At 69.7% G+C, this 24,602-nt stretch carries 20 protein-coding genes; 13 read left to right on the forward strand and 7 right to left on the reverse strand.

The genetic code is table 11. The features are described 5' to 3' along the window. The first annotated feature begins 372 nt into the window (after window positions 1-372). Window positions 373-1,032 (forward strand): RIO1 family regulatory kinase/ATPase domain-containing protein, encoded by a 660-nt coding sequence (locus H570_RS0113295; protein WP_027081168.1) that lies wholly within the window; start codon window positions 373-375, stop codon window positions 1,030-1,032. Window positions 1,033-1,054: 22 nt separating this feature from the next. Here H570_RS0113295 and glnK read toward each other — a convergent pair whose 3' ends face one another. Next, complete coding sequence (gene glnK / locus H570_RS0113300) at window positions 1,055-1,393, reverse strand: P-II family nitrogen regulator (RefSeq protein ID WP_036136116.1); 339 nt, start codon at window positions 1,391-1,393, stop codon at window positions 1,055-1,057. Window positions 1,394-1,596: 203 nt separating this feature from the next. Here glnK and ubiK point away from each other — a divergent pair, with 203 nt between their 5' ends. Beyond that, on the forward strand, window positions 1,597-1,869 hold the full coding sequence (ubiK, locus tag H570_RS0113305) for a ubiquinone biosynthesis accessory factor UbiK (protein WP_027081170.1): 273 nt from the start codon (window positions 1,597-1,599) through the stop codon (window positions 1,867-1,869). A gap of 9 nt (window positions 1,870-1,878) precedes the next feature. Then, window positions 1,879-3,393, forward strand: coding sequence for a YifB family Mg chelatase-like AAA ATPase (locus H570_RS0113310; RefSeq protein ID WP_027081171.1), 1,515 nt, complete (start codon window positions 1,879-1,881; stop codon window positions 3,391-3,393). 10 nt (window positions 3,394-3,403) lie between these two features. Here the strand turns inward: H570_RS0113310 and aceA are convergent, their stop codons facing one another. Together aceA and aceB are read right to left on the reverse strand one after the other, a co-directional pair. Beyond that, window positions 3,404-4,699, reverse strand: a complete 1,296-nt coding sequence (aceA, locus tag H570_RS0113315) for an isocitrate lyase (RefSeq protein ID WP_027081172.1) — start codon at window positions 4,697-4,699, stop codon at window positions 3,404-3,406. A 113-nt stretch (window positions 4,700-4,812) separates the two neighbouring features. Next, on the reverse strand, window positions 4,813-6,420 hold the full coding sequence (gene aceB, locus H570_RS0113320) for a malate synthase A (RefSeq protein WP_027081173.1): 1,608 nt from the start codon (window positions 6,418-6,420) through the stop codon (window positions 4,813-4,815). Window positions 6,421-6,529: 109 nt separating this feature from the next. Here aceB and H570_RS0113325 point away from each other — a divergent pair, with 109 nt between their 5' ends. Continuing rightward, window positions 6,530-7,495 carry a LysR family transcriptional regulator gene (locus tag H570_RS0113325; protein ID WP_027081174.1) on the forward strand — a complete coding sequence of 322 codons (966 nt, stop codon included), beginning with the start codon at window positions 6,530-6,532 and terminating at the stop codon, window positions 7,493-7,495. A gap of 67 nt (window positions 7,496-7,562) precedes the next feature. Here the strand turns inward: H570_RS0113325 and H570_RS0113330 are convergent, their stop codons facing one another. Next, complete coding sequence (locus H570_RS0113330; protein ID WP_027081175.1) at window positions 7,563-8,621, reverse strand: LysR family transcriptional regulator; 1,059 nt, start codon at window positions 8,619-8,621, stop codon at window positions 7,563-7,565. 196 nt (window positions 8,622-8,817) lie between these two features. Here H570_RS0113330 and H570_RS0113335 point away from each other — a divergent pair, with 196 nt between their 5' ends. From H570_RS0113335 to sigJ, 9 genes are all read left to right on the forward strand, one after another. Beyond that, the gene (locus H570_RS0113335; RefSeq protein ID WP_027081176.1) at window positions 8,818-9,075 is read left to right on the forward strand and encodes a hypothetical protein; all 258 of its coding nucleotides are present in this window, start codon (window positions 8,818-8,820) and stop codon (window positions 9,073-9,075) included. Continuing rightward, window positions 9,072-10,025: an SDR family NAD(P)-dependent oxidoreductase gene (locus H570_RS17605; RefSeq protein WP_051176392.1), complete on the forward strand. Its 954-nt coding sequence runs from the start codon at window positions 9,072-9,074 to the stop codon at window positions 10,023-10,025. The genes H570_RS0113335 and H570_RS17605 overlap by 4 nt, the downstream gene beginning before the upstream one ends. A gap of 110 nt (window positions 10,026-10,135) precedes the next feature. After that, window positions 10,136-11,269 (forward strand): efflux RND transporter periplasmic adaptor subunit, encoded by a 1,134-nt coding sequence (locus tag H570_RS0113345; RefSeq protein ID WP_245559613.1) that lies wholly within the window; start codon window positions 10,136-10,138, stop codon window positions 11,267-11,269. A gap of 239 nt (window positions 11,270-11,508) precedes the next feature. Continuing rightward, the gene (locus tag H570_RS0113350) at window positions 11,509-14,682 is read left to right on the forward strand and encodes an efflux RND transporter permease subunit (RefSeq protein ID WP_027081178.1); all 3,174 of its coding nucleotides are present in this window, start codon (window positions 11,509-11,511) and stop codon (window positions 14,680-14,682) included. A 99-nt stretch (window positions 14,683-14,781) separates the two neighbouring features. Next, window positions 14,782-15,510 carry an SDR family oxidoreductase gene (locus H570_RS0113355; RefSeq protein ID WP_027081179.1) on the forward strand — a complete coding sequence of 243 codons (729 nt, stop codon included), beginning with the start codon at window positions 14,782-14,784 and terminating at the stop codon, window positions 15,508-15,510. Beyond that, entirely contained in the window at window positions 15,504-16,961 is a 1,458-nt protein-coding gene (locus H570_RS0113360; protein ID WP_027081180.1) for an efflux transporter outer membrane subunit, read from the forward strand. Before H570_RS0113355 ends, H570_RS0113360 begins: the two co-directional genes overlap by 7 nt. A 374-nt stretch (window positions 16,962-17,335) precedes the next feature. Next, window positions 17,336-18,745, forward strand: a complete 1,410-nt coding sequence (locus tag H570_RS0113365; RefSeq protein ID WP_027081181.1) for a M28 family metallopeptidase — start codon at window positions 17,336-17,338, stop codon at window positions 18,743-18,745. 221 nt (window positions 18,746-18,966) lie between these two features. After that, a complete protein-coding gene (locus tag H570_RS0113370; protein WP_051176394.1) occupies window positions 18,967-19,398 on the forward strand; it encodes a carboxymuconolactone decarboxylase family protein in 432 nt (143 codons plus the stop codon). Between the two features lie 16 nt (window positions 19,399-19,414). Continuing rightward, entirely contained in the window at window positions 19,415-20,320 is a 906-nt protein-coding gene (sigJ, locus tag H570_RS0113375; RefSeq protein WP_027081183.1) for an RNA polymerase sigma factor SigJ, read from the forward strand. Window positions 20,321-20,362: 42 nt separating this feature from the next. Here the strand turns inward: sigJ and H570_RS0113380 are convergent, their stop codons facing one another. From H570_RS0113380 to dcp, 3 genes are all read right to left on the reverse strand, one after another. Beyond that, entirely contained in the window at window positions 20,363-21,664 is a 1,302-nt protein-coding gene (locus tag H570_RS0113380) for a DUF6056 family protein (protein WP_027081184.1), read from the reverse strand. A 20-nt stretch (window positions 21,665-21,684) separates the two neighbouring features. Continuing rightward, window positions 21,685-22,203, reverse strand: a complete 519-nt coding sequence (locus tag H570_RS0113385) for a hypothetical protein (protein ID WP_027081185.1) — start codon at window positions 22,201-22,203, stop codon at window positions 21,685-21,687. Window positions 22,204-22,290: 87 nt separating this feature from the next. Further along, on the reverse strand, window positions 22,291-24,450 hold the full coding sequence (gene dcp / locus H570_RS0113390) for a peptidyl-dipeptidase Dcp (RefSeq protein WP_027081186.1): 2,160 nt from the start codon (window positions 24,448-24,450) through the stop codon (window positions 22,291-22,293). Window positions 24,451-24,602: the final 152 nt, after the last annotated feature.

Below are 24,602 nucleotides of genomic sequence, written 5' to 3' on the forward strand. Positions count from 1 at the left end.
GGCTCGCCGGACAAGCCCACCAGCGCTGGCGGATCCCGGAACCGCTCCGGGCCCCCGTCGGCCGCCCGGATCGGCGATCCCCCGCTGATCGAAAAATGCACCGGACCCGCCCGGCCGGTTCTGCGCGGCCGCGCGCTTCGCGCCGGATCCCCCCCGCCGAGACCGCGGCGGCGTGCGGCCGCCGGCGCGATTGGTGCGCCCAGCTGAACGCTGTGTCTCCGCACGGGGACCCGAAGACTGTCGGAAACATGTCGGAATGGCGTTATTATTACTGAACCGTCTGGTGCAGTATGTCCGGACGGGGCCCCTTCACTCCTGCCCGCGACGTGCAGCGCGCCCTCCCCCCGACGACGGCGTTGCACGGATCCCTCCATGACGACCTGCTCCCTGTGCACTGCGTCCGAGCCCGGCGCCGGCGCGCGCATCCTCAAACGCGGTACCCGCTTCCTGGAACCCGACGTCTACGTCGCCCGGCTGGGCGCGCAGCAGGCCGTGTTCAAGGACTACCGGCGCTACCGCCGCACCCCGCTGTCGCCGCTGGCGCGCCTGCTGGTCCGGCGCGAGGCCAGGATCCTGGAGCGCCTGTCCGGCTGGGGCTACGCGCCCGCGTTGCTCGGCACGATCGGCGGCCTGGTGCTGGGCATGGAATTCATCGACGGCAAGGTGCTCGGCCGCGACGTGGCGATGGTGTCGGACGAAGTGTTCCGGCGCCTCAAGGGCGCGGTCGCGGCGCTGCACGCCGCCGGCATCGCCCACAACGACCTGCACGGTTCGAACATCCTGGTCAGCGGCGGCATGCCGCGCGTGGTGGACTTCGCCTCGGCGCTGCCGATGCCGGCCTGGCTCGCGCGCAGCACGTTCGGGCGCCAGCTGCGCCGCAGCGACCTGGCCAACGTCGTGAAGCTGCAGTCGCGCCTGACCGGCACGCCGCCTTCGCCGGCCGAAGCCGAGGTGCTGGCCGAACCGCGCTGGGTGCGTGCGATCCGCGGCGCGTGGAAGCGCCTGTATCGCCGCTCGCCGGCCAGCACCTGACAGCGCCTGGCCGGGCGCCGCGCTACAGCGCGTCGCCGTCCAGTTCGCCGGTGCGAATCCGCACCACCCGCTCCAGGTCCCAGACGAAGATCTTGCCGTCGCCGATCTTGCCGGTGCCGGCGGCCTTCATCACCGCCTCGACCACGGCGTCGGCCTGGTCGTCGGTGACGGCGACCTCGAGCTTGATCTTGGGCAGGAAGTCGACCACGTACTCGGCGCCGCGGTAGAGCTCGGTATGGCCCTTCTGTCTCCCGAAGCCCTTGACCTCGGTGACGGTGATGCCGGCAATACCGACATCCGACAGCGCCTCGCGCACGTCGTCGAGCTTGAACGGCTTGATGATCGCCATCACCATCTTCATCGATTGCATTCCCCGCTGCGGATGCGGCCAGCATAGCGCGGGCGCGGCACGCGCCGGGCATCTCCGCGGCGCCCGCGCACACCGTGGTGGCGGCGTTGACGGTGGCTATGTCAGGCTTTTCCTACCCCACGTCGCGCCCCGCACCGATGGCGCCGGCACGGTTCCCGCGACAAGCTGGGCCGACACCAAGAGGAACCATTCCCATGATCGACCTGACCCACATCGACGACCTCGCCCGCCGCCTCAGCAGCCTGGTGCCGCCGTCCATGCGCGAGGGCCGCGAGGAGCTGCAGCAGAACTTCAAGGCGGTGCTGCAGTCCGGCCTGGCGCGGCTGGATCTGGTGACGCGCGAGGAGTTCGACGTGCAGCGCGCGGTGCTGCTGCGCACGCGCGAGAAGCTCGACGCGCTGGAAGGCCAGGTCGCGCAGCTCGAAGGCGAGCTGGCGGGCGCGCGCGTCCCGCCGCAGGCCAACTAGGCCGCCGCCGTGTCGCTTGCGCTCGTGCACGGACGTGCGCGCGCAGGAGTCCATGCGCCGGAAGTCCGGATCGAGGTCTACCTCGCCGGCGGACTGCCGCGCATGAACATGGTCGGCCTGCCGGAAGCGGCGGTGCGCGAATCGCGCGACCGCGTGCGCGCAGCGATCCGCTGCGCCCAGTTCGAGTTCCCGCAGCGCGCGATCACCATCAACCTGGCACCGGCCGACCTGCCCAAGGACGGCGGCCGCTTCGACCTGCCGATCGCGCTGGGCATCCTCGCCGCCAGCGGGCAGGTGCCGCTGCAGGCGCTGGCGCAGTGGGAGTTTCTCGGCGAACTCGCCCTGACCGGCGAGCTGCGCGCGGTGGACGGCGTGCTGCCCGCGGCGCTGGCCGCGGCGCGCGCCGGTCGCCGGCTGGTGGTGCCGGTGGCCAACGGCGCCGAGGCGGCGCTGGTGCAGGATCTCGAGGTCCGCACCGCGCGCACCCTGCTGGAAGTCTGCGCGATGCTCGGCGGCACCCGCGAACTGCCGCTGGCGATCGCACCGGCGCCGGTGTGCAGCCAGGGCCCGGACATGAAGGACGTGCGCGGCCAGCTGCACGCGCGGCGCGCTCTGGAGATCGCCGCGGCGGGCGGCCACCATCTGCTGCTCGTCGGCCCTCCCGGCTGCGGCAAGACCCTGCTGGCCTCGCGCCTGCCGGGCCTGCTGCCGGAGGCCGGCGAAGACGAGGCGCTGGAAACCGCCGCGATCGCCTCGGTCAGCGGCCGCGGCCTGGATCCGGCGCGCTGGCGCGAGCGCCCGTATCGCTCGCCGCACCACACCGCCAGCGCGGTGGCCCTGGTGGGCGGCGGCGCGGAGCCGCGGCCGGGCGAAATCTCGCTCGCGCACCACGGCATCCTGTTCCTGGACGAACTCCCCGAGTGGGACCGGCGCGCGCTGGAAGTGCTGCGCGAGCCGCTGGAGTCGGGCGTGGTGACGATCTCGCGAGCGGCGCGGCAGAGCGAGTTCCCGGCGCGCTTCCAGCTGGTCGCGGCGATGAACCCCTGCCCGTGCGGCTGGGCCGGCGACGTCTCCGGGCGCTGTCGCTGCAACCCGGACGCGATCCGCCGCTACCGCGGGCGCATTTCCGGGCCGCTGCTGGACCGCATCGACCTGCACGTCGAGGTGCCGCGCCTGCCGCCGGCGCAGCTGCGCCCCGACGCGCCGGAAGGCGAATCCAGCGCCGACATCCGCGCCCGGGTCGAGGCCGCGCGCGCGCTGCAGGAGCAGCGCGCCGGCAAGCCCAATGCGCGCCTGGGCCAGGCCGAGACCATGGCCGCGTGCCGGCTGCGCGACGGCGACCAGCAGCTGCTGGAACGCGCGGTCGATGCGCTGCAGCTGTCGGCGCGCGCCATGCACCGGATCCTGCGCGTGGCGCGCACCATCGCCGACCTGGCCGGCAGCGAACGCATCGCCACCGCGCACCTGACCGAGGCGCTGGGCTATCGCGGCATGGAAGGCACGCCGCGCAGCCAGGCCGCCTGAGCGCCGCGCCTCACGCCGCGCGCGTCTCGAACTGCGCTTCCTCGGTCGAACCCTTCAGCGCCACCGTCGACGACTGCGCGCCCTGGATGGCCTGGGTGACGGCGTCGAAGTAGCCGGTGCCGACTTCGCGCTGGTGCTTGACCGCGGTGAAGCCCTTGTCGGCGGCGGCGAACTCGGCTTCCTGCAGCTCCACGAACGCGCTCATCTGCCGCCGCGCATAGCCGTGGGCGAGGTTGAACATCGAGTAATTGAGCGCGTGGAAGCCGGCCAGGGTGATGAACTGGAACTTGTAGCCGTAGGACGCGATTTCCTTCTGGAACTTCGCGATCGTGGCGTCGTCGAGGTTGGCCTTCCAGTTGAAGCTCGGCGAGCAGTTGTAGGCCAGCAGCTTGCCCGGATACTTCGCGTGGATCGCCTCGGCGAACTTCTTCGCGAACGCCAGGTCCGGCTTGCCGGTCTCGCACCACACCAGGTCGGCGTAGGGCGCGTACGCCAGGCCACGGCTGATTGCCTGGTCCAGGCCGTTGCGGGTCTTGAAGAAGCCTTCGGGCGTGCGCTCGCCGGTGCAGAACGGCTTGTCGTTGTCGTCGACGTCCGAAGTCAGCAGGTCGGCGGCCTCGGCGTCGGTGCGGGCGACGATCAGCGTCGGCACGCCCATCACGTCGGCCGCCAGGCGCGCGGCGGTGAGCTTCTCGACCGCCTCGCGGGTGGGCACCAGCACCTTGCCGCCCATGTGCCCGCACTTCTTCACGCTCGCCAGCTGGTCCTCGAAGTGCACGCCGGCCGCGCCGGCCTCGATCATCGCCTTCATCAGCTCGAACGCATTGAGCACGCCGCCGAATCCGGCCTCGGCGTCGGCGACGATCGGCTGCAGGAAATCGATGCCATTGTCCTTGCCCTCCGCATGCTGCAGCTGGTCGGCGCGCAGCAGGGTGTTGTTGATGCGCTTGACCACCGCCGGCACCGAGTCGGCCGGGTACAGCGACTGGTCGGGATACATCTGCCCGGCGAGGTTGGCGTCGGCGGCCACCTGCCAGCCGGACAGGTAGATCGCCTTCAGCCCGGCCTTCACCTGCTGCATCGCCTGGTTGCCGGTGAGCGCGCCCAGCGCATTGACGAAATCCTCGGTGTGCAGCGACTTCCACAGCTTCTCGGCACCGAGCTTGGCCAGCGAATGCTCGATGTGCACGGTGCCACGCAGGCGCGCCACGTCCTGCGCGGAGTAGCTGCGGGTGATGCCGTTCCAGCGCGGGTTGTTGCTCCAGTCGAGGTTGAGCTGTTCGGCGGTTTGCAGGGTGGATTTCATGGCAGTTTCCTCGGGTGTGGTCGCGATGTTGATCAGGTTCTGTAGGAGCGCCCCATGGGCGCGATAAGGCCGTCCCGACAAGGCCAATCGCGCCCATGGGGCGCTCCTACGGGTCAGGCCAGGCGCTCGTAGGCAGGCAGCGTCAGGAACTCCTGCAGCGCCTCGGCATGGGTCAGGCGGTCGAGCACGCCGATTGCCTCGCTGACCCGGCTGCCGCCGGGAAGCCTGGCGAGGTCGCCGAGCCGCGCCGGCAGGTTGAGCAGCGCGCGCTCGAGCAGCGAGAAGTCCACGGCGGTGCCGTCGTCCAGGTGCAGGCCATCGCTGTGCAGCCATTGCCACAGCTGGGTGCGCGCGATCTCGGCGGTGGCCGCGTCCTCCATCAGGTGGTGGATCGGCACGCAGCCGTTGCCGTCGAGCCAGGCGGCCAGGTAACGCACGCAGACCTCGACGTTGCCGTCGAATCCGGCGCGGCTGATCGTGCCGCGCGGCGGCGCGAGCAGTTCGGTGGCCGTCACCTGCACGTCGTCGCGGGCGACGTCGTGCTGGTGCGCCTCCGGCATGTGCGCGTCGAACACCTCGCGCGCGATCGGGATCAGCGCCGGATGCGCGACCCAGGTGCCGTCGTGGCCGGCCTGTGCCTCGCGCAGCTTGTCGGCGCGCACCTTCGCCATCGCGGCGTCGTTGGCGGCGCTGTCTCCCGTGATCGGGATCTGCGCCGCCATGCCGCCCATCGCGTGTGCGCCGCGGCGGTGGCAGGTCCGGATCAGCAGTTCCGAATACGCCTTCAGGAACGGCTGCGCCATCGTCACCTGCGCGCGTTCGGGCAGCACCCGGTCGCGATGCGCGCGCAGGGTCTTGATGTAGGAAAAGATGTAGTCCCAGCGGCCGCAGTTGAGGCCGGCGATGCGCCCGCGCAGCGCGTGCAGGATCTCGTCCATCTCGAACGCCGCCGGCAGCGTCTCGATCAGCACCGTCACCTTCATCTGCCCGCGCGGCAGGCCGAGTTGCCGCTCGACGTGGGCGAGCACGTCGTCCCAGAGCGCGGCCTCTTCCATCGACTGCAGCTTGGGCAGGTAGAAGTACGGGCCGCGATGCTTGCGCGCCAGCGCGGCGGCGCTGTGGAACGCGAACAGGCCGAGGTCGAACAGGCTCGCCGACATGCGCTCGCCGTCCACCAGCACGTGCTTCTCGTCCAGGTGCCAGCCGCGCGGGCGCACGATCAGCACCGCCTGCTGCTCGAACGGCTTGAGCGCGTAGGCCTTGCCGTTGCCGGCGTTGAACGCGAGCGTGCCGGCGACCGCCGCGCGCAGCGCGCGCTGGCCTTCGACCAGGTTGGGCCAGGTCGGCGCGGTCGAGTCCTCGAAGTCGGCCATGTAGCAATTGGCGCCGGAGTTGAGCGCGTTGATCACCATCTTCGGGTCGACCGGCCCGGTGATCTCGACGCGGCGGTCGAGCAGGGCGCGCGGGATCGGCGCCACGCGCCAGTCACCGTCGCGGATGGCGCGGGTGTCGGCGCGGAAGTCGGGCAGGCCGCCGCCGTCGAACACCGCCTGGCGTTCAACGCGCGCGGCCAGCAGCCGGCGGCGGCGGGCGTCGAAGCGGGCGTGGAGGTCGGCGAGGAACGCCAGCGCGGGCGGGGTCAGCAGCGCGTCCTGGCCTTCGGCGCGGGCGCTGACCTCGATGCCGGCGTCGGGCTGGGATTGGCTGAGGACTGCGGACATGGCGGGTTCCTGGGAATCGTGGGGAACCCGACCATCCGCTTGGGTACTGTATTTGACAACACAGTTTTTTCAATGCTAACTATTAGTTTTGCTGATACTTGGTGTGGAAATGGCGGAACCACGCGCGCCGGCACCGCGTTTTGCCTACAAGGGCGACCGCCTCAAACCGCTGCGCGCCTTCTGCCAGACCGCCCGGCTGGGCTCGGTTTCACGCGCGGCCGAGGCGCTGTTCGTCAGCCAGCCGGCGGTGACCCAGCAGCTGCAGGCGCTGGAACGCGAACTGGGGGTGCGCCTGTTCGAGCGCAGCGGCCGGCGCCTGGTGCCGACCCGCGAGGGCGAGACCCTGTACGAGCTGGCGCGGCCGCTGGTGGAGGGCATCGATGGCCTCGGCGGTGCGTTCCGCGAGCAGCTGCGCGGCCTCGACGCCGGCGAGCTGCACGTCGCCGCCGGCAGCTCCACGATCCTGTACCTGCTGCCGAAGATCGTCGAAGCCTTCCGCGCCGCGCAGCCCGAGGTGCGCCTGATCCTGCACAACGTCACCGGCGCCGGCGGTCTGGACCTGCTGCGCTCCGATGAAGTGGACCTGGCCGTGGGCTCGATGCTCGACGTGCCGGCCGACCTCGACTACGCGCCGGTCTACCGCTTCGACCCGATGCTGATCGCCCCGCCCGACCATCCGCTGGCGAAGCGGCGCGAACTGGCGCTGGAGGACCTCTCGCCCTACGGCCTGATCCTGCCGCCGCGGCGCCTGACCACCTATCGCCTGGTCGACCTGGTGTTCCAGCGCAACCGGGTGCCGTACACGGTGGCGCTGGAAGTGGGCGGCTGGGAGGTGATCAAGCAGTACGTGGCGATGGGGCTGGGGATCAGCATCGTCACCGCGATCTGCCTGACCGACGCCGACCGCGAGCGCCTCGCCGCGCGCTCGCTGGCGCGCTGGTTCCCGATGCGCAGCTACGGCGTGGTGATGCGCAAGGGCAAGTACCTGTCACCCCAGGCGCGCGCGTTCGTCGACCTGATCAAGCCGGACCTGTTCACCCGCGAGCACGACGCGAGCGGGCATTCGGCGCGGTAGCGCGCCGGATCATGCGGGTAGCCTCGTCCTCCACGCTCGCCGGGGCGTGGCCCCGGCCTGCGGCGAATCACGCCAGCTCGACGTCCTCGTCGTCGCGCGCTTCCTCGGCCTTTGCGCTGCGCTGCGCCGCGCGGGCCAGCTCGGCGTTGACCGTGCTCGCGCTGTCGGCGGCGTGCTTGGCCGCCATGCAGCGTGCACGCGCGTCGGGGCACAGCACCTGCATGTAGTCCGAATCGAAGCTCAGCCGCTCGACCAGGAAATCGACGAAGGCGCGGATCTTGGGCGAGGTCACCTGGCCACGCGGGAACAGCGCGTTGAGCTCGTACTCCGGCCCGGTCCAGCCGGCCAGCACGCGGCGGATGTAGCCCTGCTCGGCGTAGGCCTTGACCATGATGTCGCTGGCCAGCATCAGGCCTTCGCCGCACAGCAGCGCGCCGCGCACCGCGGCCGGGTCGTTGGCGACCATGATCGGCTCGATCGGGTACTCCACCGTGTTCTCGCCGTCGCTCAGCGGCCAGAAGTAGTGGTTGTTGCGATGCATCTTCTGCATGCCCAGGGTGCGGTGGTGCTGCAGGTCGTCGGGATGCAGCGGTTCGCCGAAGCGTTCGAGGTACGCCGGGCTGGCGTAGACCTGGGTGCGCAGCACGGTGAGCTTGCGCGCGATCAGGTTGGAATCGGGCAGGTCGCCGATGCGCAGCGCGACATCGAGCTCCTTGTCGATCAGGTCCAGCGACTCGTTGGACAACAGCATCTCCACGCGCACCTCGGGATGGCGCGCGTGGAACTCGCCCAGCAGCGGGGCGATGCGCTCGATGCCCAGCGAGTACGGCGCGGTGATGCGCAGCCAGCCGCGCGGGCCGCCCTGCAGCTGGCTGACCGCGCTCTCGGCTTCGTCGAGTTCGCGCGCGATGCGCTGGCTGTGCTCGTAATAGACGTTGCCCGCTTCGGTCAGGCCGAGCTTGCGCGTGGTCCGGTGCAGCAGCTGCGCGCCCAGGCGCGTTTCGAGTTCCTGCACCTTGCGGCTGACCGTGGTCTTGGGCAGGCGCAGGGTGCGGGCGGCGGCGATGAAACTGCCCTGCTCCACCACCTTGACGAAGACGAGGGTGTCGTTGAGATCACGAGCCATGGCGATGCTCCGTTCTGGATGCGGCGCTCGACGGGGCGAGTGCCTGCTGACTTCCCTCCTTGAACCGCGGGGAGGGCAAGAATGGGATGGGATGGGAATTGGCCCAAGCGAGGGACAATTATTCCCCGATTCACCCGCTAATCAAGTGCCGGCCCGGGGCATATCTTGTGCCGCATCCCGACAAGCGAGCCCCGTCATGCGTGCCCCCATTCGCCGCCGCCTGCTGCAGTCCAGCCTGATCAGCCTGGCCCTGATCGACGCGCTGTTGCTGGCTTCTTTTGTTTTGAATCAATGGTTTGATGCCTCGTTCTGGCAAGCCCTGGGGCTTGCCGCACTGCTGGCGACGCCGCTGGCCATGCTGCTCCTGCCGCTGGTTGACACCCTGCTCGCAGGCCCGGATGACGGCAGGAACACGGCGTTTTCGGGAGACAAAATCCCGGGGGCGGGACAATGAACATTGTTCCGCATCACAGCCTGATCGTGCTGGGCGCCACGGGCGCCATCGGTGGCGCGGTGGTGGACGCCGCGCTGAAGCGCGGGCAGCCGGTGGTCGCCATCGCCCGTGACGGCGATGCGCTGTCGACGCTTCGCGAGCGCCACCCCGCCGCCGACCTCACCGTCCTCGCCGCGTCGGTCGGCAGCGATGGCGAGGCCGAGGCGCTGGCGCTGCGGCTGCGCGCTCTGGCCCGCCCGCTGTCCGGCGTGGTCGCCGCGATCTGCGGCGACTGCGGGCGCGGACGCGTGCTCGACGAGCCGGCGGAGTTCCTGCGCAAGCGCCTGGACGAGGACCTGCTGCCGCACCTGTTCGCGGCCCGCCACCTGCTGCCGCTGCTGGCCGCACAGGGTGACGGCCACGTGCCCGGCTACGTGCTGATCGGCGGTCCGGGAGCGCAGCAGCCGTGGGCCGGGTACGGCCACCGTTCGATCGGCGCCGCGGCACTGCGGATGCTTGCGCGGGTGCTGCACGACGAGGCGCGCGCCTTCCCGGTGCAAGTGCAACTGCTGGCGGTCGACTCGCCGGCACGCACCGACGCCAACGCCCGCCATGCCTGCAGCCGCTGGCCGAGCGCGGATTCGATCGCGCGGCGCGCGCTGGAGATGCTCGATCCGCGCGAACGCCAGCCGGCGCGTGCGGTGGTCGACTACGCCGCCGCGCAGCCGCTGGGCTTCGATCCGTGGAGCGACGACCTCGACCTCCGGGCGCCCGCGGCGTCGCATCGCTCACCACCCACGCCAGCCACGCATGCAACGGCGCGGCAGGACCGTCCCCCGCCAGTGCCACCGCAAGAACCGGAACGCCAGCGCAGCCTGCTGCCAGCACGCTGTCTGCAGGACGCGCGCACGCTGCTCGACCGGCTCGGCACGCCCCACCCGAATCCAAACCAGGAAACCTCCCCCCGATGAACGCACGCCCCTCCCCCTCGTTCCCCGTCGCGATCCGTTCGGGTGCCCCGAGCGAACGCATCCATCGCGCACCCGTGCGCACTTCGCTGGCGGTGCTCGCGCTCGCCTCGATGATCGCCGTCGCCGTCTCCGCCTGCGGCAGCAGCGAGGCCGCACCCGGTGCCGGCATGCCGCCTCCACCGGAAGTCAGCGTCGCCACCGTGCTGAGCAAGCCCGTGCACCAGTGGGACACCTTCAACGGCCGCGTGACCGCGGTGGAAAGCGTTGAACTGCGCCCGCGCGTGAGCGGCTACGTGCAGCGCGTCGCCTTCAAGGAAGGCCAGGAAGTGGAGAAGGGCGATCTGCTGTTCGTGATCGACCCGCGCCCCTACCGCGCCGCGCTCGACCAGGCCAGCGCACAGCTGCAGCGCGCCCGCGCCGAGGCCAAGCTGGCGCAGGCGCAGGACAGGCGCGCGCAGACCCTGATCGAAGCCAAGGCGATTTCGCGCGAGGAGTTCGAGACCCGCAAGGCCGCGACCGCGCAGGGCGATGCAGGCGTGCGCGCGGCCGAGGCCGCGGTTGCAGCCGCCTCGCTCGACCTGCAGTTCACCCAGGTCCGCGCACCGATCAGCGGCCGCATTGGCCGGGCCATGGTCACCGAGGGCAACCTCGCCCAGGCCGACGCGACGCTGCTGACCACGCTGGTCTCGCAGGATCCGATGTACGTGTACTTCGAGAGCGACGAGCAGACCTATCTGCGCTACGCCGACCTGGCGCGCAAGGGCGAGCGCACGCGTTCGAGCAATCCGGTGCGCGTCGGCCTGGCCGACGAGCCCGGCTTCCCGCACGAGGGCACGGTCGACTTCGTCGACAACCAGGTCGACCCGGCCACCGGCACCATCCGCGCGCGCGCGGTGCTGCCCAACCCCGACCGCGTGCTGACGCCCGGCCTGTTCGCGCGCGTGCAGGTGCAGGGCAGCGGCGAGTTCGAGGCGATGCTGATCGACGACAAGGCCGTGCTCACCGACCAGGACCGCAAGTATGTCTACGTGCTCGGCGCGGACAACAAGGCGGTGCGCAAGGACGTGCAGCTGGGCCGGATGATCGATGGCCTGCGCGTGGTCGAATCCGGACTCGGCGCGAAGGACAAGGTGATCGTGCACGGCGTGCAGAAGGTGTTCATGCCGGGCATGCCGGTGGCGCCGAAGACCATCGCCATGGGTGCCGACGCGCCGGCACCCGAGCAACAGGTCGCAATGAAGTAGTCGCGACTTCACGCCGCGGACGCGCAGGCGCGAAGGCGCGCCTGCGCCGGTGACGCCCCCTCCCCCTCGTCGGGCAACGCCGGCCGCGGCACTGGCCGCCGATCCTCCCCGTCTCTCTCCCCCTCCCCGGGGAGGATCGGCCAAGGCCGTTGATGCAACTCATGCCTGCCTCGCCACGTGCGGGGACGGCGCTCCATTCCCATCGCCGCGCGCCGGACGGCGCGCGCAAGGAACCGACCATGGACTTTTCCAGATTCTTCATCGACCGGCCGATCTTCGCCGCGGTGCTGTCGATCGTGATCTTCGCCGCCGGCCTGATCTCGATTCCGCTGCTGCCGATCGGCGAGTACCCCGAAGTCGTGCCGCCGTCGGTGGTGGTGCGCACCGTGTACCCGGGCGCCAACCCGAAGGTGATCGCCGAAACCGTGGCCACGCCGCTGGAGGAAGCGATCAACGGCGTCGAGGACATGATGTACACCAAGTCCGTCGCCGGCTCCGATGGCGTGCTGCAGATGACGGTGACTTTCCGCCCCGGCACGGACGCCGACGACGCCACCGTGCGCGTGCAGAACCGCGTCAGCCAGGCGCTGGCACGATTGCCCGAGGACGTGCGCCGGCAGGGCGTGACCACGCAGAAGCAGTCGCCCACCTTCCTGATGGTGGTGCACCTGACCTCGCCCAGCGGCAAGTACGACACCCTGTACCTGCGCAACTACGCGCGCCTGCACGTCAAGGACGCGCTGTCGCGCATCACCGGCGTCGGCGACGCGCAGGTGTTCGGCGGCGGCGACTACGCGATGCGCGCCTGGCTCGACCCGGACAAGATCGCCTCGCGCGGCCTCACGGCAGGCGACGTGGTGCGCGCGATGCGCGAGCAGAACGTGCAGGTCTCGGCCGGCCAGCTCGGCGCCGAGCCGATGCCCAGCAGCGACTTCCTCACCCTTATCAACGCGCAAGGGCGCCTGCACACCGAGCAGGAGTTCGGCAACATCGTGCTCAAGGCAGGCAGCGATGGCGAGGTGGTGCGCCTGTCCGACGTCGCGCGGCTGGAACTGGGCGCCGGCGACTACACCCTGCGCTCCAAGCTCGACGGCAAGAACGCCGTGGGCATCGGCATTTTCCAGGCGCCGGGTGCCAACGCGCTCGAGATCCGCGACGCGGTGATCGCGACGATGGACGACATGTCCTCGCGCTTCCCCGACGGCATCAAGTACGAGGCGGTCTACGACACCACGATCTTCGTGCGCGACTCGATCAAGGCCGTGGTGACCACCCTGCTCGAGGCGGTGGTGCTGGTGGTGCTGGTGGTGATCCTGTTCCTGCAGACCTGGCGCGCGTCGATCATCCCGCTGATCGCGGTGCCGGTGTCGATCGTCGGCACGTTCGCGGCGCTCTACCTGCTGGGCTTCTCGATCAACACGCTGAGCCTGTTCGGCCTCGTGCTGGCGATCGGAATCGTGGTCGACGACGCGATCGTGGTGGTGGAGAACGTCGAGCGCAACATCGAGGAAGGCCTTACCCCGCTCGCCGCCGCCCACCAGGCGATGCGCGAGGTGTCCGGTCCGATCATCGCGATCGCGCTGGTGCTGTGCGCGGTGTTCGTGCCGATGGCGTTCCTGTCGGGCGTGACCGGCCAGTTCTACAAGCAGTTCGCGGTGACCATCGCGATCTCGACGGTGATCTCGGCGATCAACTCGCTGACCCTGTCGCCGGCGCTGGCCGCGCGCCTGCTCAAGCCGCACGACGCGGCCAAGGATGCGCCGACGCGGCTGATCGACCGCCTGTTCGGTTGGCTGTTCCGGCCGTTCAACCGGTTCTTCAAGCGCAGTTCCGACGGCTACCAGGGCGTGGTGTCGCGCACCCTCGGCCGCCGCGGCGCGGTGTTCGTGGTCTATGCGGTGCTGCTGGCCTCCACCGGGCTGATGTTCAAGGCGGTGCCGGCGGGCTTCATCCCGACCCAGGACAAGCTGTACCTGATCGCCGGCGTGAAGCTGCCCGAAGGTGCGTCGATCGCACGCACCGACGACATGCTCTCGAAGGTCGCCGACATCGCGATGCACACCGAGGGCGTGGCGCATTCGATCGCGTTCCCGGGGCTGAACGCGCTGCAGTTCACCAACACGCCCAACACCGGCGTGGTGTTCCTGCCGCTTGAGCCGGCCAACAAGCGCGACCGCAGCGCGGCCGAGATCAACGCCGAGATCAACCAGAAAATCGCCGGGCTGCAGGAGGGCTTCGCGTTCTCGATGATGCCGCCGCCAATCCTCGGCCTGGGCAACGGCAACGGCTACCAGATGTTCATCGAGGACCGCGGCAACCTCGGCTACGGCGCGCTGCAGAACGCGGTGGCCGGCATGCAGGGCGCGATCGCGCAGACGCCCGGCATGGGCTTCCCGATCACCAGCTACCAGGCCAACGTGCCGCAGCTCGACGCAGAGGTCGACCGGGTCAAGGCCAAGGCGCAGGGCGTGCCGCTGACCGAGCTGTTCGACACCCTGCAGACCTACCTGGGTTCGGCGTACGTCAACGACTTCAACGAGTTCGGCCGCACCTGGCAGGTGATCGCGCAGGCCGACGCACGCTTCCGCGACGACGTGCAGGACATCGGAAACCTGCGCACCCGCAACGACCGCGGCGAGATGGTGCCGATCGGTTCGATGGTGAAGATCCACCAGACGTACGGCCCCGACCCGGTGCTTCGCTACAACGGCTATCCGGCCGCGGACCTCGCCGGCGAAGCCGACCCGCGGATGCTTTCGTCGGCGCAGGCGATGGACACGCTGCAGGGACTGGCGTCGAAGGTGCTGCCCAACGGCATGGCCATCGAGTGGACCGACCTGAGCTACCAGCAGTCGACCCAGGGCAACGCGGCGCTGGTGGTCTTCCCGTTGGCGATCCTGCTCGCCTTCCTGGTGCTGGCCGCGCTGTACGAGAGCTGGACGCTGCCGCTGGCGGTAATCCTGATCGTGCCGATGTGCATGCTGTCCGCACTGCTCGGCGTGTGGCTGACCGGCGGCGACAACAACGTGTTCGTGCAGGTCGGGCTGGTGGTGCTGATGGGGCTGGCGTGCAAGAACGCGATCCTGATCGTGGAGTTCGCGCGCGAGCTTGAACTGCAAGGCAAGGGAATCGTGGAAGCCGCGCTGGAAGCCTGCCGCCTGCGCCTGCGCCCGATCGTGATGACCTCGATCGCGTTCATCGCCGGCACCGTGCCGCTGGTGCTCTCGCACGGCGCGGGCGCCGAGGTGCGCTCGGCCACCGGCATCACGGTGTTCGCCGGGATGATCGGCGTGACCGTGTTCGGCCTGTTCCTCACGCCCGTGTTCTACGTCGCGCTGCGCAAGCTGGTGAAGCGGCCGCTCGCCCGGCACGACGCCGCGCCAGCGCATGCACCGCAGGTGCTCGACGCGTAGCGCCCGGCAGCCACCCACCCTCCTCAACGACGAGATGCGTGCATCGCCAGCCGCGGTGCACCGCGCCTCCACCCCCAACCTGAACATTCGGAGCAACCCATGCACAACCAGAAAATCGCCCTCGTCACCGGCGCCACCCGCGGCATCGGCCTGGAAACCGTGCGCCAGCTTGCCGCGCAGGGCGTGCACACCCTGCTCGCCGGCCGCGACCGGTCCCGCGCGGTGGAAGCCGCGCTCGCGCTGCAGGCGCAGGCGCTTCCGGTGGAAGCAATTGCGCTCGACGTCACCGACGCGGCCGGCATCGCCGCCGCCGCGCGCGAGGTCGAGCAGCGCCACGGCCGGCTCGACATCCTCGTCAACAACGCCGGCATCTTCCGCGACGACTTCGACAAGGCCCCGTCCGCACAGGCGCTCGACGCCTGGCGCGAGACCTTCGACACCAACCTGTTTGGCGTGATCGCGACCACCCAGGCGTTCCTGCCGCTGCTGCGCAAGTCCGCGGCGGGACGGATCGTCAACCTGTCCAGCGAACTGGCGTCGCTGACGCTGCAGAACGATCCGGGTTCCGCGTTCTACGACTTCAAGATGCCGGCCTACAACGCGTCCAAGACCGCGGTGAACGCCTGGACCGTGCAACTGGCGCACGAATTGCGCGACACGCCGATCAAGGTCAACGCGGTCGACCCCGGCTCGGTGAAGACCGACATGAACGAGCACGGTGAACTCGACATCGCCACCGGCGCGCGCGGCAGCGTGCGCATGGCGCTGCTCGACGACACCGGCCCGACCGGCAGCTTCACCCACCAGGGCGAGGTGCTGCCATGGTGAGCAAGCTGCTGCTGCCGTCGCTGCTGGCCGTCGCACTGTCGGCCTGCACCGTCGGCCCCGACTTCGTGCGCCCGGAGCTTTCCGTGCCCGATTCCTTCATCCAGTCGACCGCGACGGACGCGCCTGCGACCGGAACCGCGCCTGCCGCGACCGCGGTCGACCCCGCGTTCTGGCAGGCCTTCGGCGATCCGCAGCTGACCGCGCTGGTCGAACAGGCGCTGGCGTCCAACCACGACCTGCGCATCGCGCTGGCCAATTTTGATCGCGCCAACGCGCTGCTGCGCGGCTCGAAGTTCGATTACTTCCCCACCATCACCGCCAGCGCCGAAGGCAGCGACCGCCGCGCCAGTGCCGACCAGGCCCCGGGCGTGGCGCGCGAAGACCGCGACGGCGAAAGCTACAGCGCCGGCATCGATGCGGCGTGGGAGCTGGACCTGTTCGGCCGCATCCGCCGCAGCGTGGAGGCCAGCCGCGCCGGCGCCGCGGCCAGCGCCGCCGACCTGGCAGCGGCGCAGGTGGCGATCGTCGGCGAGGTCGCGCGCACCTATTTCGACCTGCGCGGCCTGCAGGAGCGCCTGCGCGTGGCGCGCGAGAACGCCGACAACCAGCGCGAGACGCTGCGCCTGGTGGACGCGCGTTTCGACGCGGGGCGCGGCACCGAGTTCGATACCGCACGCACCCGCGCCCAGCTCGAAGCGACATCGGCGCGCATCCCGGCGCTGGAAGCGCAGCTCGCATTCGACATGCACCGGCTCGGCGTGCTGGTCGGCAGGACGCCCGACGCACTGGTCGCGCAGCTGCAGCCCGCCCGTCCGCTGCCCGCGCTGCCGGCGAAACTCGATGCCGGCACGCCGGGCGAGCTGCTGCGCCAGCGCCCCGACATCGCCGCCGCCGAACAGCGCCTGCACGCGGCCACCGCGCGCATCGGCGTGGCCACCGCCGACCTGTTCCCGCGCTTCACCCTCGGCGGCCTGATCGGCAGCCAGGCGGTCGACGCCAGTGCGCTGTTCGAGCGCGGCAGCGAAACCCGCTTCGTCGCGCTGGGCATCGACTGGTCGTTCCTCGACATCGGCCGGGTCCGCGCGCGCATCGCCGCCGCCGATGCCGACGCGGAAGGCGAGCTGGCGCGCTACGAGCAGACCGTACTGCTGGCGCTGGAGGAAACCGAGAACGCGCTGGTGCGCTACGGCCGCGCGCGCGCCGAGGACGCACACCTGGAACGCGCCGCGATCGACAGCGCCACCGCCGCACGGCTGGCGCGGGTGCGTTTCGACGCCGGCGCGGTCGACCTGTTCGAAGTGCTCGACGCCGAGCGCACGCAGCTGCAGGCGCAGGATGCGTTTGCCGCCGCGCGCAGCCGCAGCACGATCGGCGCGGTGTCGCTGTACGTCGCGCTGGCCGGCGGCTGGCCGGACACGCTGCCGGTGCGCGAGGCGATCGGGCGGCGCTGACGCCACACCGGCTTCCGGATGGCACGGCGGAACTTGATCCGCCCGAGGAGGCGGGCCCCGCCCCCTGCGAAGGCAGGGGGGCGAGCACACGCGTTTGCGAGCCATTGGTTCGCGCGTGGCGCAGCGCCAGAGCGCTGTGCGCTCTGGCCGGACGGTTGGGAGGGGGTGGCGGCGGATCCGATGCAACTACACGGAGACGGTCCGGACGCGCGCAGATCCGACATTCCTTGCGGGACTCCCGCGGGTGCCGGTGCCACCCCTCCCCAACCCTCCCCTCCATCCGGAGGGGAGGGGTTCGACAACGTGCAGCTGCTGCGCGCGCGTGTTCCCGATGGCGTAGGGTTGCCCCTTCACTCGAGAACCGGAGCCCACGCATGCGCTGCCTGCTCATCGTCGTCCTGTCCGCCTGCATTGCACCGTCTGCGCTCGCCGCGGAAGCGCCGACAGCGCCGCCGGCCACGCAGGCCCTGCTGTACGAGATCGGCACCGCGCCGTCGGCCGCGCGCATCGAGGCCGACGTGCGCAAGCTGGTGTCGTTCGGCACCCGCCACACGCTGTCGGACACGAAGTCCGACACCCGCGGCATCGGCGCGGCGCGACGCTGGATCCACGCCGAGTTCGAGCGCATCTCCGCGCAGTGCGGCGGCTGCCTGGAAGTGATCGACGTCAGCGGCACGATCTCCGACGAGGCGCGCATTCCCGAGCCGACCGAGGTGGTGAGCGTGCTCGCGATCCAGCGCGGCACCGCCGATCCCGGCCGCTACGTGATCATGAGCGGCGACATCGACTCGCGCGTGTCGGACGTGATGGACGCCACCTCCGACTCACCGGGCGCCAACGACAACGCCTCCGGCGTGGCCGGCACGCTGGAAGCCGCGCGCATCCTGTCGAAGCACAAGTTCCCCGGCAGCATCGTCTACGCCGCGCTGTCGGGCGAGGAGCAGGGCCTGTTCGGCGGCAGGATCGTCGCGGAGAAGGCAAAGGCCGACGGCTGGCGCATCGAGGCGGTGCTCAACAACGACATGATCGGCAACATCGCCGGCCTCAACGGCGTGGTCGACAATTCCACCGCGCGCGTGTTCGCCGAAGGCACGCGCGTGACCGAGACGCCGGACGAAGCCAGGCAGCGCCGCTTCACCGGCGGCGAGGTCGACTCGCCGTCGCGCAACCTGGCGCGCTACATCGACCGCATGGCCGACCTGTACGTGCCCAACCTCGACGTGATGATGGTCTACCGCCTCGACCGCTTCGGCCGCGGCGGCCATCACCGCCCGTTCAACGACCTGGGCTACCCCGCGGTGCGGGTGATGGAAACCAACGAGAACTACCATCGCCAGCACCAGGACCTGCGCACCGAAACAGACTCGCAAGGGCAGCGCATCGCCTACGGCGACGTGATCGAGGGCGTGGACTTCGACTACGTGGCGAAACTCACCGCGCTCAACGCGGTGAGCCTGGCCGGCATGGCCTCGGCGCCGCCGCCGCCGGCCGGCGTGACGATCGAAGGCGCGGTGACCGCCGACACCATGCTCAAGTGGGCGCGGCCGCCGGCAGCGCAGGCACCCAATCTGGCCGGCTATCGCATCCACTGGCGCCTGACCACGCAGCCGCAGTGGACGCACAGCGTCTACGTCGGCAACGTGACGCAGCACACCCTCAAGAACGTGGTGATCGACAACTATTTCTTCGGCGTGTCGGCGGTGGGCAAGGATGGCTCGGAAAGCCCGGTGGTGTTTCCCGGCGCCGCGGGCAGTTTCGGCGGCTACGGGACCACGCGCGACTGAATGAGGCGCTTCCTTCTCCCTCCGGGAGAAGGTGCCCGAAGGGCGGATGAGGGAAAGGGCTCCCAGGTCACATGCAAGCGCGGGTGCTGGCGCCCCCTGCCCTCATCCGTCGCTTCGCGCCACCTTCTCCCGGAGGGAGAAGGGGAAGCAGCGGCGTCACAGCGCCGGACGCTGGATCGTCGAACAGGCAAGACACCCCGCCCGAACCAAGGAACTCCCCCATGAAAGACGAAACCACCATCCGCTACCCACAGCTCGCCCGCGCGGTCATGCAGGCCCTCGCCCAGGTCAACCCCGCCATCGACGCGCTCGGGCTCGACCGCATGCTCCACCACCTGGTGGTCCTGCGCGCCTCGCAGATCAACGGCTGCGCCCACTGCGTGAAGATGCACACCCGCGAGGCGCGCGAGGACGGCGAGAGCAACGAGCGACTCGATCGCCTCGTGGTCTGGCGGCACGTCGACGACTACACGCCGCGCGAGAAGGCCGCGCTGGCGTTCACCGAGGCGATGACCCGGCTCGACGACCAGTCCGTGCTGCCGGAACTGCGTGCCGCGCTGCGCGAGCACTTCACCGAACAGGAGGTCGCCGCGCTCGGTGCGGACGTGGCGATGATCAACCTGTGGAACCGCATCTCCATCTCGAACCAGTGAGCCCCGGCCCGTGACGATGCAAACCCGCGATGGCCTCGCGGCATTCGAGCAGGCCCGCCCCGGCCTGCTCGGCCTGGCCTACCGCATCCTCGGTTCGCGCACAGATGCCGAGGATGCGGTGCAGGACACTTTCCTCAAATGGCAGGCCAACGACCGCGGCGGCGTCGACAACCCCGGCGCGTGGCTGACCACGGTGTGCACGCGCCACTGCCTCGATCTCCTGCGTTCGGCCGACCGCGCGCGCGTGGAATACGTCGGCCCGTGGCTGCCGGAACCGGTGCAGACCGCCAACGACGATACGATCGAGCACGCGACGCCCGAGCACGCCAGCGCGCTGGCCTCCTCGCTCACCACCGCCTTCCTGCTGGCCCTGCAGCGGCTCACGCCGAAGGAGCGCGCGGCCTACCTGCTGCACGAGATCTTCGACATGCCCTACCCCGAGGTCGCGCGCACGCTCGACCTGCAGGAACCGGCGTGCCGGCAGCTGGTGACGCGTGCGCGCGCGCACATCGAACGGGCGAAGGTGCGGCACGTCACCCCGCGGGAACGGCAGCGCCGGCTGCTCGCCGCGTTCGGCACCGCCATCGCCACCGGCTCGGTCGATGCGCTCGCCGGCCTGCTGTCCGACGACGTGCGCCTGTCGGCGGACGGCGGCGGCAGGGTGTCCGCCGCGCGCCGCGTGATGCACGGGCCGGCGGAAGTGCTGCGTTTCATCCAGGCCGGCCTGCACGCGTGGTGGGCGTCGGGACAGCTGGAGGAAGCGACGATCAACGGCAACCGCGGCTTCCTGTTCCGCGACGGCGGCGACATCAACGCAACGGTGTCCTTCGCCTACGACGAGGCCGGCCTGCTCACCGACGTGTTCATCATGCGCAACCCGGACAAACTGGCGCGGATCGAGACTGCCCTCCCGCTCACCTGAGCGAGCGCAGCCGCCCACAACGGGCATGCCGGACGCTGGTGCCTAGCCCAGCAACTGCAGGACGCGGTACGCCGCAGCGATGGCCATGATCGCGATGCCCACCTTCGCAGCTTGAATCCCGAACTCCCGTTCGAGCCCCGCGACCAGACGCAGCGCGGCCAGCAACAGCGCCGCCTGGCAAACGAAGTGGATGCGCCCCCCGGACGCATAGACTGTTGGAGAAAACCCCATCGCGCCGAGCGATGCGAGGCCGAGCAGGAGCGTCGCAAGCACAGCCTTCCACTCGCGCAGTGCATGCCACGACGCGACCACGACTGCCATCACCACGCAGGCCACCGAAAATGCGGACCATGCCGCCAGCGCGTAAGCACGCGCCGAGCTCGCTGCCGCGCCGTCCAGGCGCTGCAGCGCATGGAGCCCGTGCGAACCCGCCTCCCCCATGCCCAGCGCATGCGCGACATGGCCAAGCAGCAGGACTCCAAGCACTACCAACATGGTTGATTTGGATACCTTGCCCACCGGAGCACGAACCACCAGAACCAGTGCCATCACGACCAGCGCTGCCACCAGCAGATTCTGCGGGTCGGTGACGCTTTCGGACACCAGCCCGAATCCCATCGCCAGCTTGTCGGCGATGCCGAGTGACTCGAAATCCGGGAACCGCAGTGCCTGTTCGTCCAGGTAGCGTCGATGCGAACCCGGCGCGGTGAAGACCACCAGCGCATTGGCGGCCATGAACGCGACCTGCGCCACATCCCAGCGCCGCCAGCGGTGCTGCATCACCAGCGCCCCCAGCAACAGGAACGCGGCCGGCAGCAGCGCCATTGCAACCTGTTCGTTGTACATCGCCGCGCCCGACGCCAACAGGCACAGGAAGCGCGCGAATGGGCCGCGATCCCTAGGCTCGACGAACGCGAGCATGCCGTACAGCCCCAGCGCCGCCGTCCACAGGTAATTCACCGAACCAGTCATCCACCACGCCGCGGTATACAGCAGGTGTGGCGAGACCAGCATCAGCAGCGCGAACGCGAGCGATGTGGTGACAGCGGCCGGCTTCCCGGTCGAGGCCAGCGCCAATCTTCCGGCCGAATGGCAGAACAGCAGCAGCATCGCCGCGTTGATCATCCGCCACGCCCAGGGATGGTTGATCACCAGCACCAACGCCGCCTCGACAGGGATTCGTCCCGACCACTGCACGTAGCGCGAGACGAGGAACCCGGTCAGCGACTGGTGATCCAGCGCCCTGGCAAACCAGGCATCGTCAGCGACGAGGCCATGGCCGAGCGCGACCACATGCAGCACGATGATCGTCAGCACCACCGCGAGCAGGCAGATCCGGCCCATGTGACGGTCGAACCAGGACCTCATTGCGGAGCTCCCACCCGGCACGGTATCGGCAGCAGGACCCTCGTGCCGGCTTCGTCGTAGGCGATATGAAGCGCGCCGGGCCGGATCGCGGGATCGGCGGCCGCCACGTCGAGCGATGCGGTGAAGCCCACGCCGTAATACCGCAGCTTGTCGCCCAGCTGGCGATTCAAGTGTTCGCTGATGTCCTCGCGATCGAGCAGCGTCGTCTTCAGCGCACGCGCCTGGCCGCCTTCGTCCTCCACCAGCACCACCCGTACCGAGCGACGCGACCTGTCGCGCCCTTCGCGTGCGACCCAGCCGATGGCTGCGAGCTTTTTTCCGTTCGACCAGCACTCTTCCATGCGGTACCGGAAACCCTTCGCGTCGCCTGCCTGGAAGCCACTGATGTCAACGGTCGGCGCGGCGTTGTCGCGCTGGAACATCAGCGCATAGAACGCGCCCAGCACCAGTGCGCAGGTCGGCAGGAGGATATCGACGAGGAGCCGGGCGCGCTTCGCCCGATCAGCTTGGTTCATACCGGGCATCGTACCGACACGGCCCTGCCGGGAACCAGTGCGGGATGGCGATTGCCATCCCGACCGGTGTCATTCAGGTCAGCTGCCCTACTTCAGCCCGCGACTCTCCAGCAGCGGCTCGACGCTCGGATCCTTGCCGCGGAAGTCGCGGTAGAGGGTGGCGAGGTCGACGGTGTTGCCGCGCGACAGGATCTTGTCGCGGAACACCTGGCCGTTCTCGGCGGTCATGCCGCCGTGCTCCTTGAACCATTCGAACGCGTCGTCGTCGAGCACCTCGGACCAGAAGTAGGCGTAGTAGCCGGCCGAATAGCCGCCGCCCCAGATGTGGTCGAAGTAGCTGGTGCGGTAGCGTGGCGGCACTTCCGGCAGGTCGACCTTGAAGCGCTTCAGCGCATCGGCCTCGAACTTGTCCACGTCCTGCAGCGGCGCGTCGGCCGGCAGCGTGTGCCAGGCCATGTCGAGCAGCGCGGCCGAGAGGTATTCGGTGGTCGCGTAGCCCTGGTTGAAGGTGCGCGACTTCTTGATCTTGTCGACCAGCGCCTGCGGCATCGGTTCGCCGGTCTCGTAGTGCTTGGCGTAGTTGGCGAACACCTTGGGGTCGGTGGCCCAGTGCTCGTTGAACTGCGACGGGAACTCGACGAAGTCGCGCGAGGTGCTGGTGCCGGAGATCGACGGGTACTTCACGTCCGAGAACATGCCGTGCAGCGCGTGGCCGAACTCGTGGAACATCGTGGTCACGTCGTCGAACGACAGCAGCGCCGGCTGGCCGGGTGCGGGCTTGGTGAAGTTGGCGACGTTGTAGACCACCGGCTTGGTGCCGGTCAGGCCGTTCTGGTCGACGAACACGTCCATCCACGCGCCGCCGGACTTGCTGTCGCGCTTGTAGTAGTCGGTGTAGAACAGCGCCAGCGAGCTGCCGTCCTTGTCGAACACCTCGAACACGCGCACGTCCGGGTTGTACACCGGGATGTCCTTGCGCTCCTTGAAGCTGATGCCGTAGAGCTGGTTGGCGGCGAAGAACACGCCGTTCTGCAGCACGTTGTCGAGTTCGAAGTAGGGCCTGATCTGCGCCTCGTCGAGGTCGTACTGCGCCTTGCGCACCTGCTCGGCGTAGAAGTCCCAGTCCGATGCGGCCAGCTTGAAGCCTCCGTTCTGTGCGTCGATCACCTTCTGCATCTCGGCGATCTCGCTGCGCGCCTTGGCGGTCGCCGCCGGCACGGTGTCGGTCAGCAGCTTGAGCGCGTTGGCCGGCGTCTTGGCCATCTGGTCGCCCAGCTGGTAGGCGGCGAAGGTGTCATAGCCCAGCAACTTGGCCTTCTGCGCGCGCAGCTGCGCCAGGCGCTGGATGGTCTTGCGGGTGTCGTTCTCGTCGTTGTGCTCGGTGCGCGTTTCCGAGGCGTCGAGGATCTTCGCGCGCAGGTCGCGGTCCTTCAGCGACGCCAGCACCGGCTGCTGGGTAGTGTTCTGCAGCGCGAACAGCCACTTGCCGTCGAGCTTGCGCGCCTTGGCGTCCTGCGCCGCTGCGGCGAGATCGCCTTCGGACAGGCCGTCCAGCTTCGCCTTGTCGTCCACCACCACCGCGCCCTTGGCGGCGGCGGCGACCAGCATCGTGTGGAACTTCGTCGACAGCGAGCTTTCCTCGACGTTGAGCTTGCGCATCGTCGCCTTGTCGGCGTCGGACAGCTGCGCGCCGGCGCGCACCAGGTCGTCGTAGTCGCGCTCGACCAGGCGCTTCTGCACCGGATCGAGGTCGAGCTTGTCACGCTGGTCGTAGATCGCCTTGACGCGTTCGAACAGCTTGGGATCGAGGTTGATCTCGTCCTGGTGCGCGGCGAGCTTCGGCGCGATCTCTTCCTGGATCTTCTGCCGCGCATCGTTGGTGTCGGCCTGCACGAGGCCGAAGAAGACGCGGGCGACGCGGCCGAGGGTCTCGCCGCTCTTCTCCATCGCCACGATGGTGTTGTCGAACGTCGCCGGCTCCGGGTTGTCGGCGATCTGGCGCATCTCGGCCAGGTGCTGCTTCATGCCCTCCTCGAAGGCCGGCATGTAGTCGGCGTCCTTGATCTTGTCGAACGGCGGCGCCTGGAACGGCAGGGTGCTGGCGACCAGCAGCGGGTTCTCGGAGGCGGCGGGGGTCACGGCGGCGGTTTCTGCCTTCGGTTCGGGGGACTGGGATTCGGGGGCCTGGCCGTTGCACGCCGCGAGGGCGAGGGTCACGGCGGCGGCGAGCGCGAGCGGTCGCGTCATGGAACGGACTCCTGTGGGAGGCGATGGGCCGGAAGCCGCACAGGGTAGCGCCCGGGTCGGGGACGGGCATGTGCAATTGGTTCAGGCGGCCGTTCAGCAATCGCCGGGGCATCGCACCGCGCCTGCACGGACGCCCGGCGCGGCGGCGCGCC

It is taken from the genome of Luteimonas mephitis DSM 12574 (genome assembly GCF_000422305.1).
Taxonomy (GTDB): Bacteria; Pseudomonadota; Gammaproteobacteria; order Xanthomonadales; family Xanthomonadaceae; genus Luteimonas; species Luteimonas mephitis.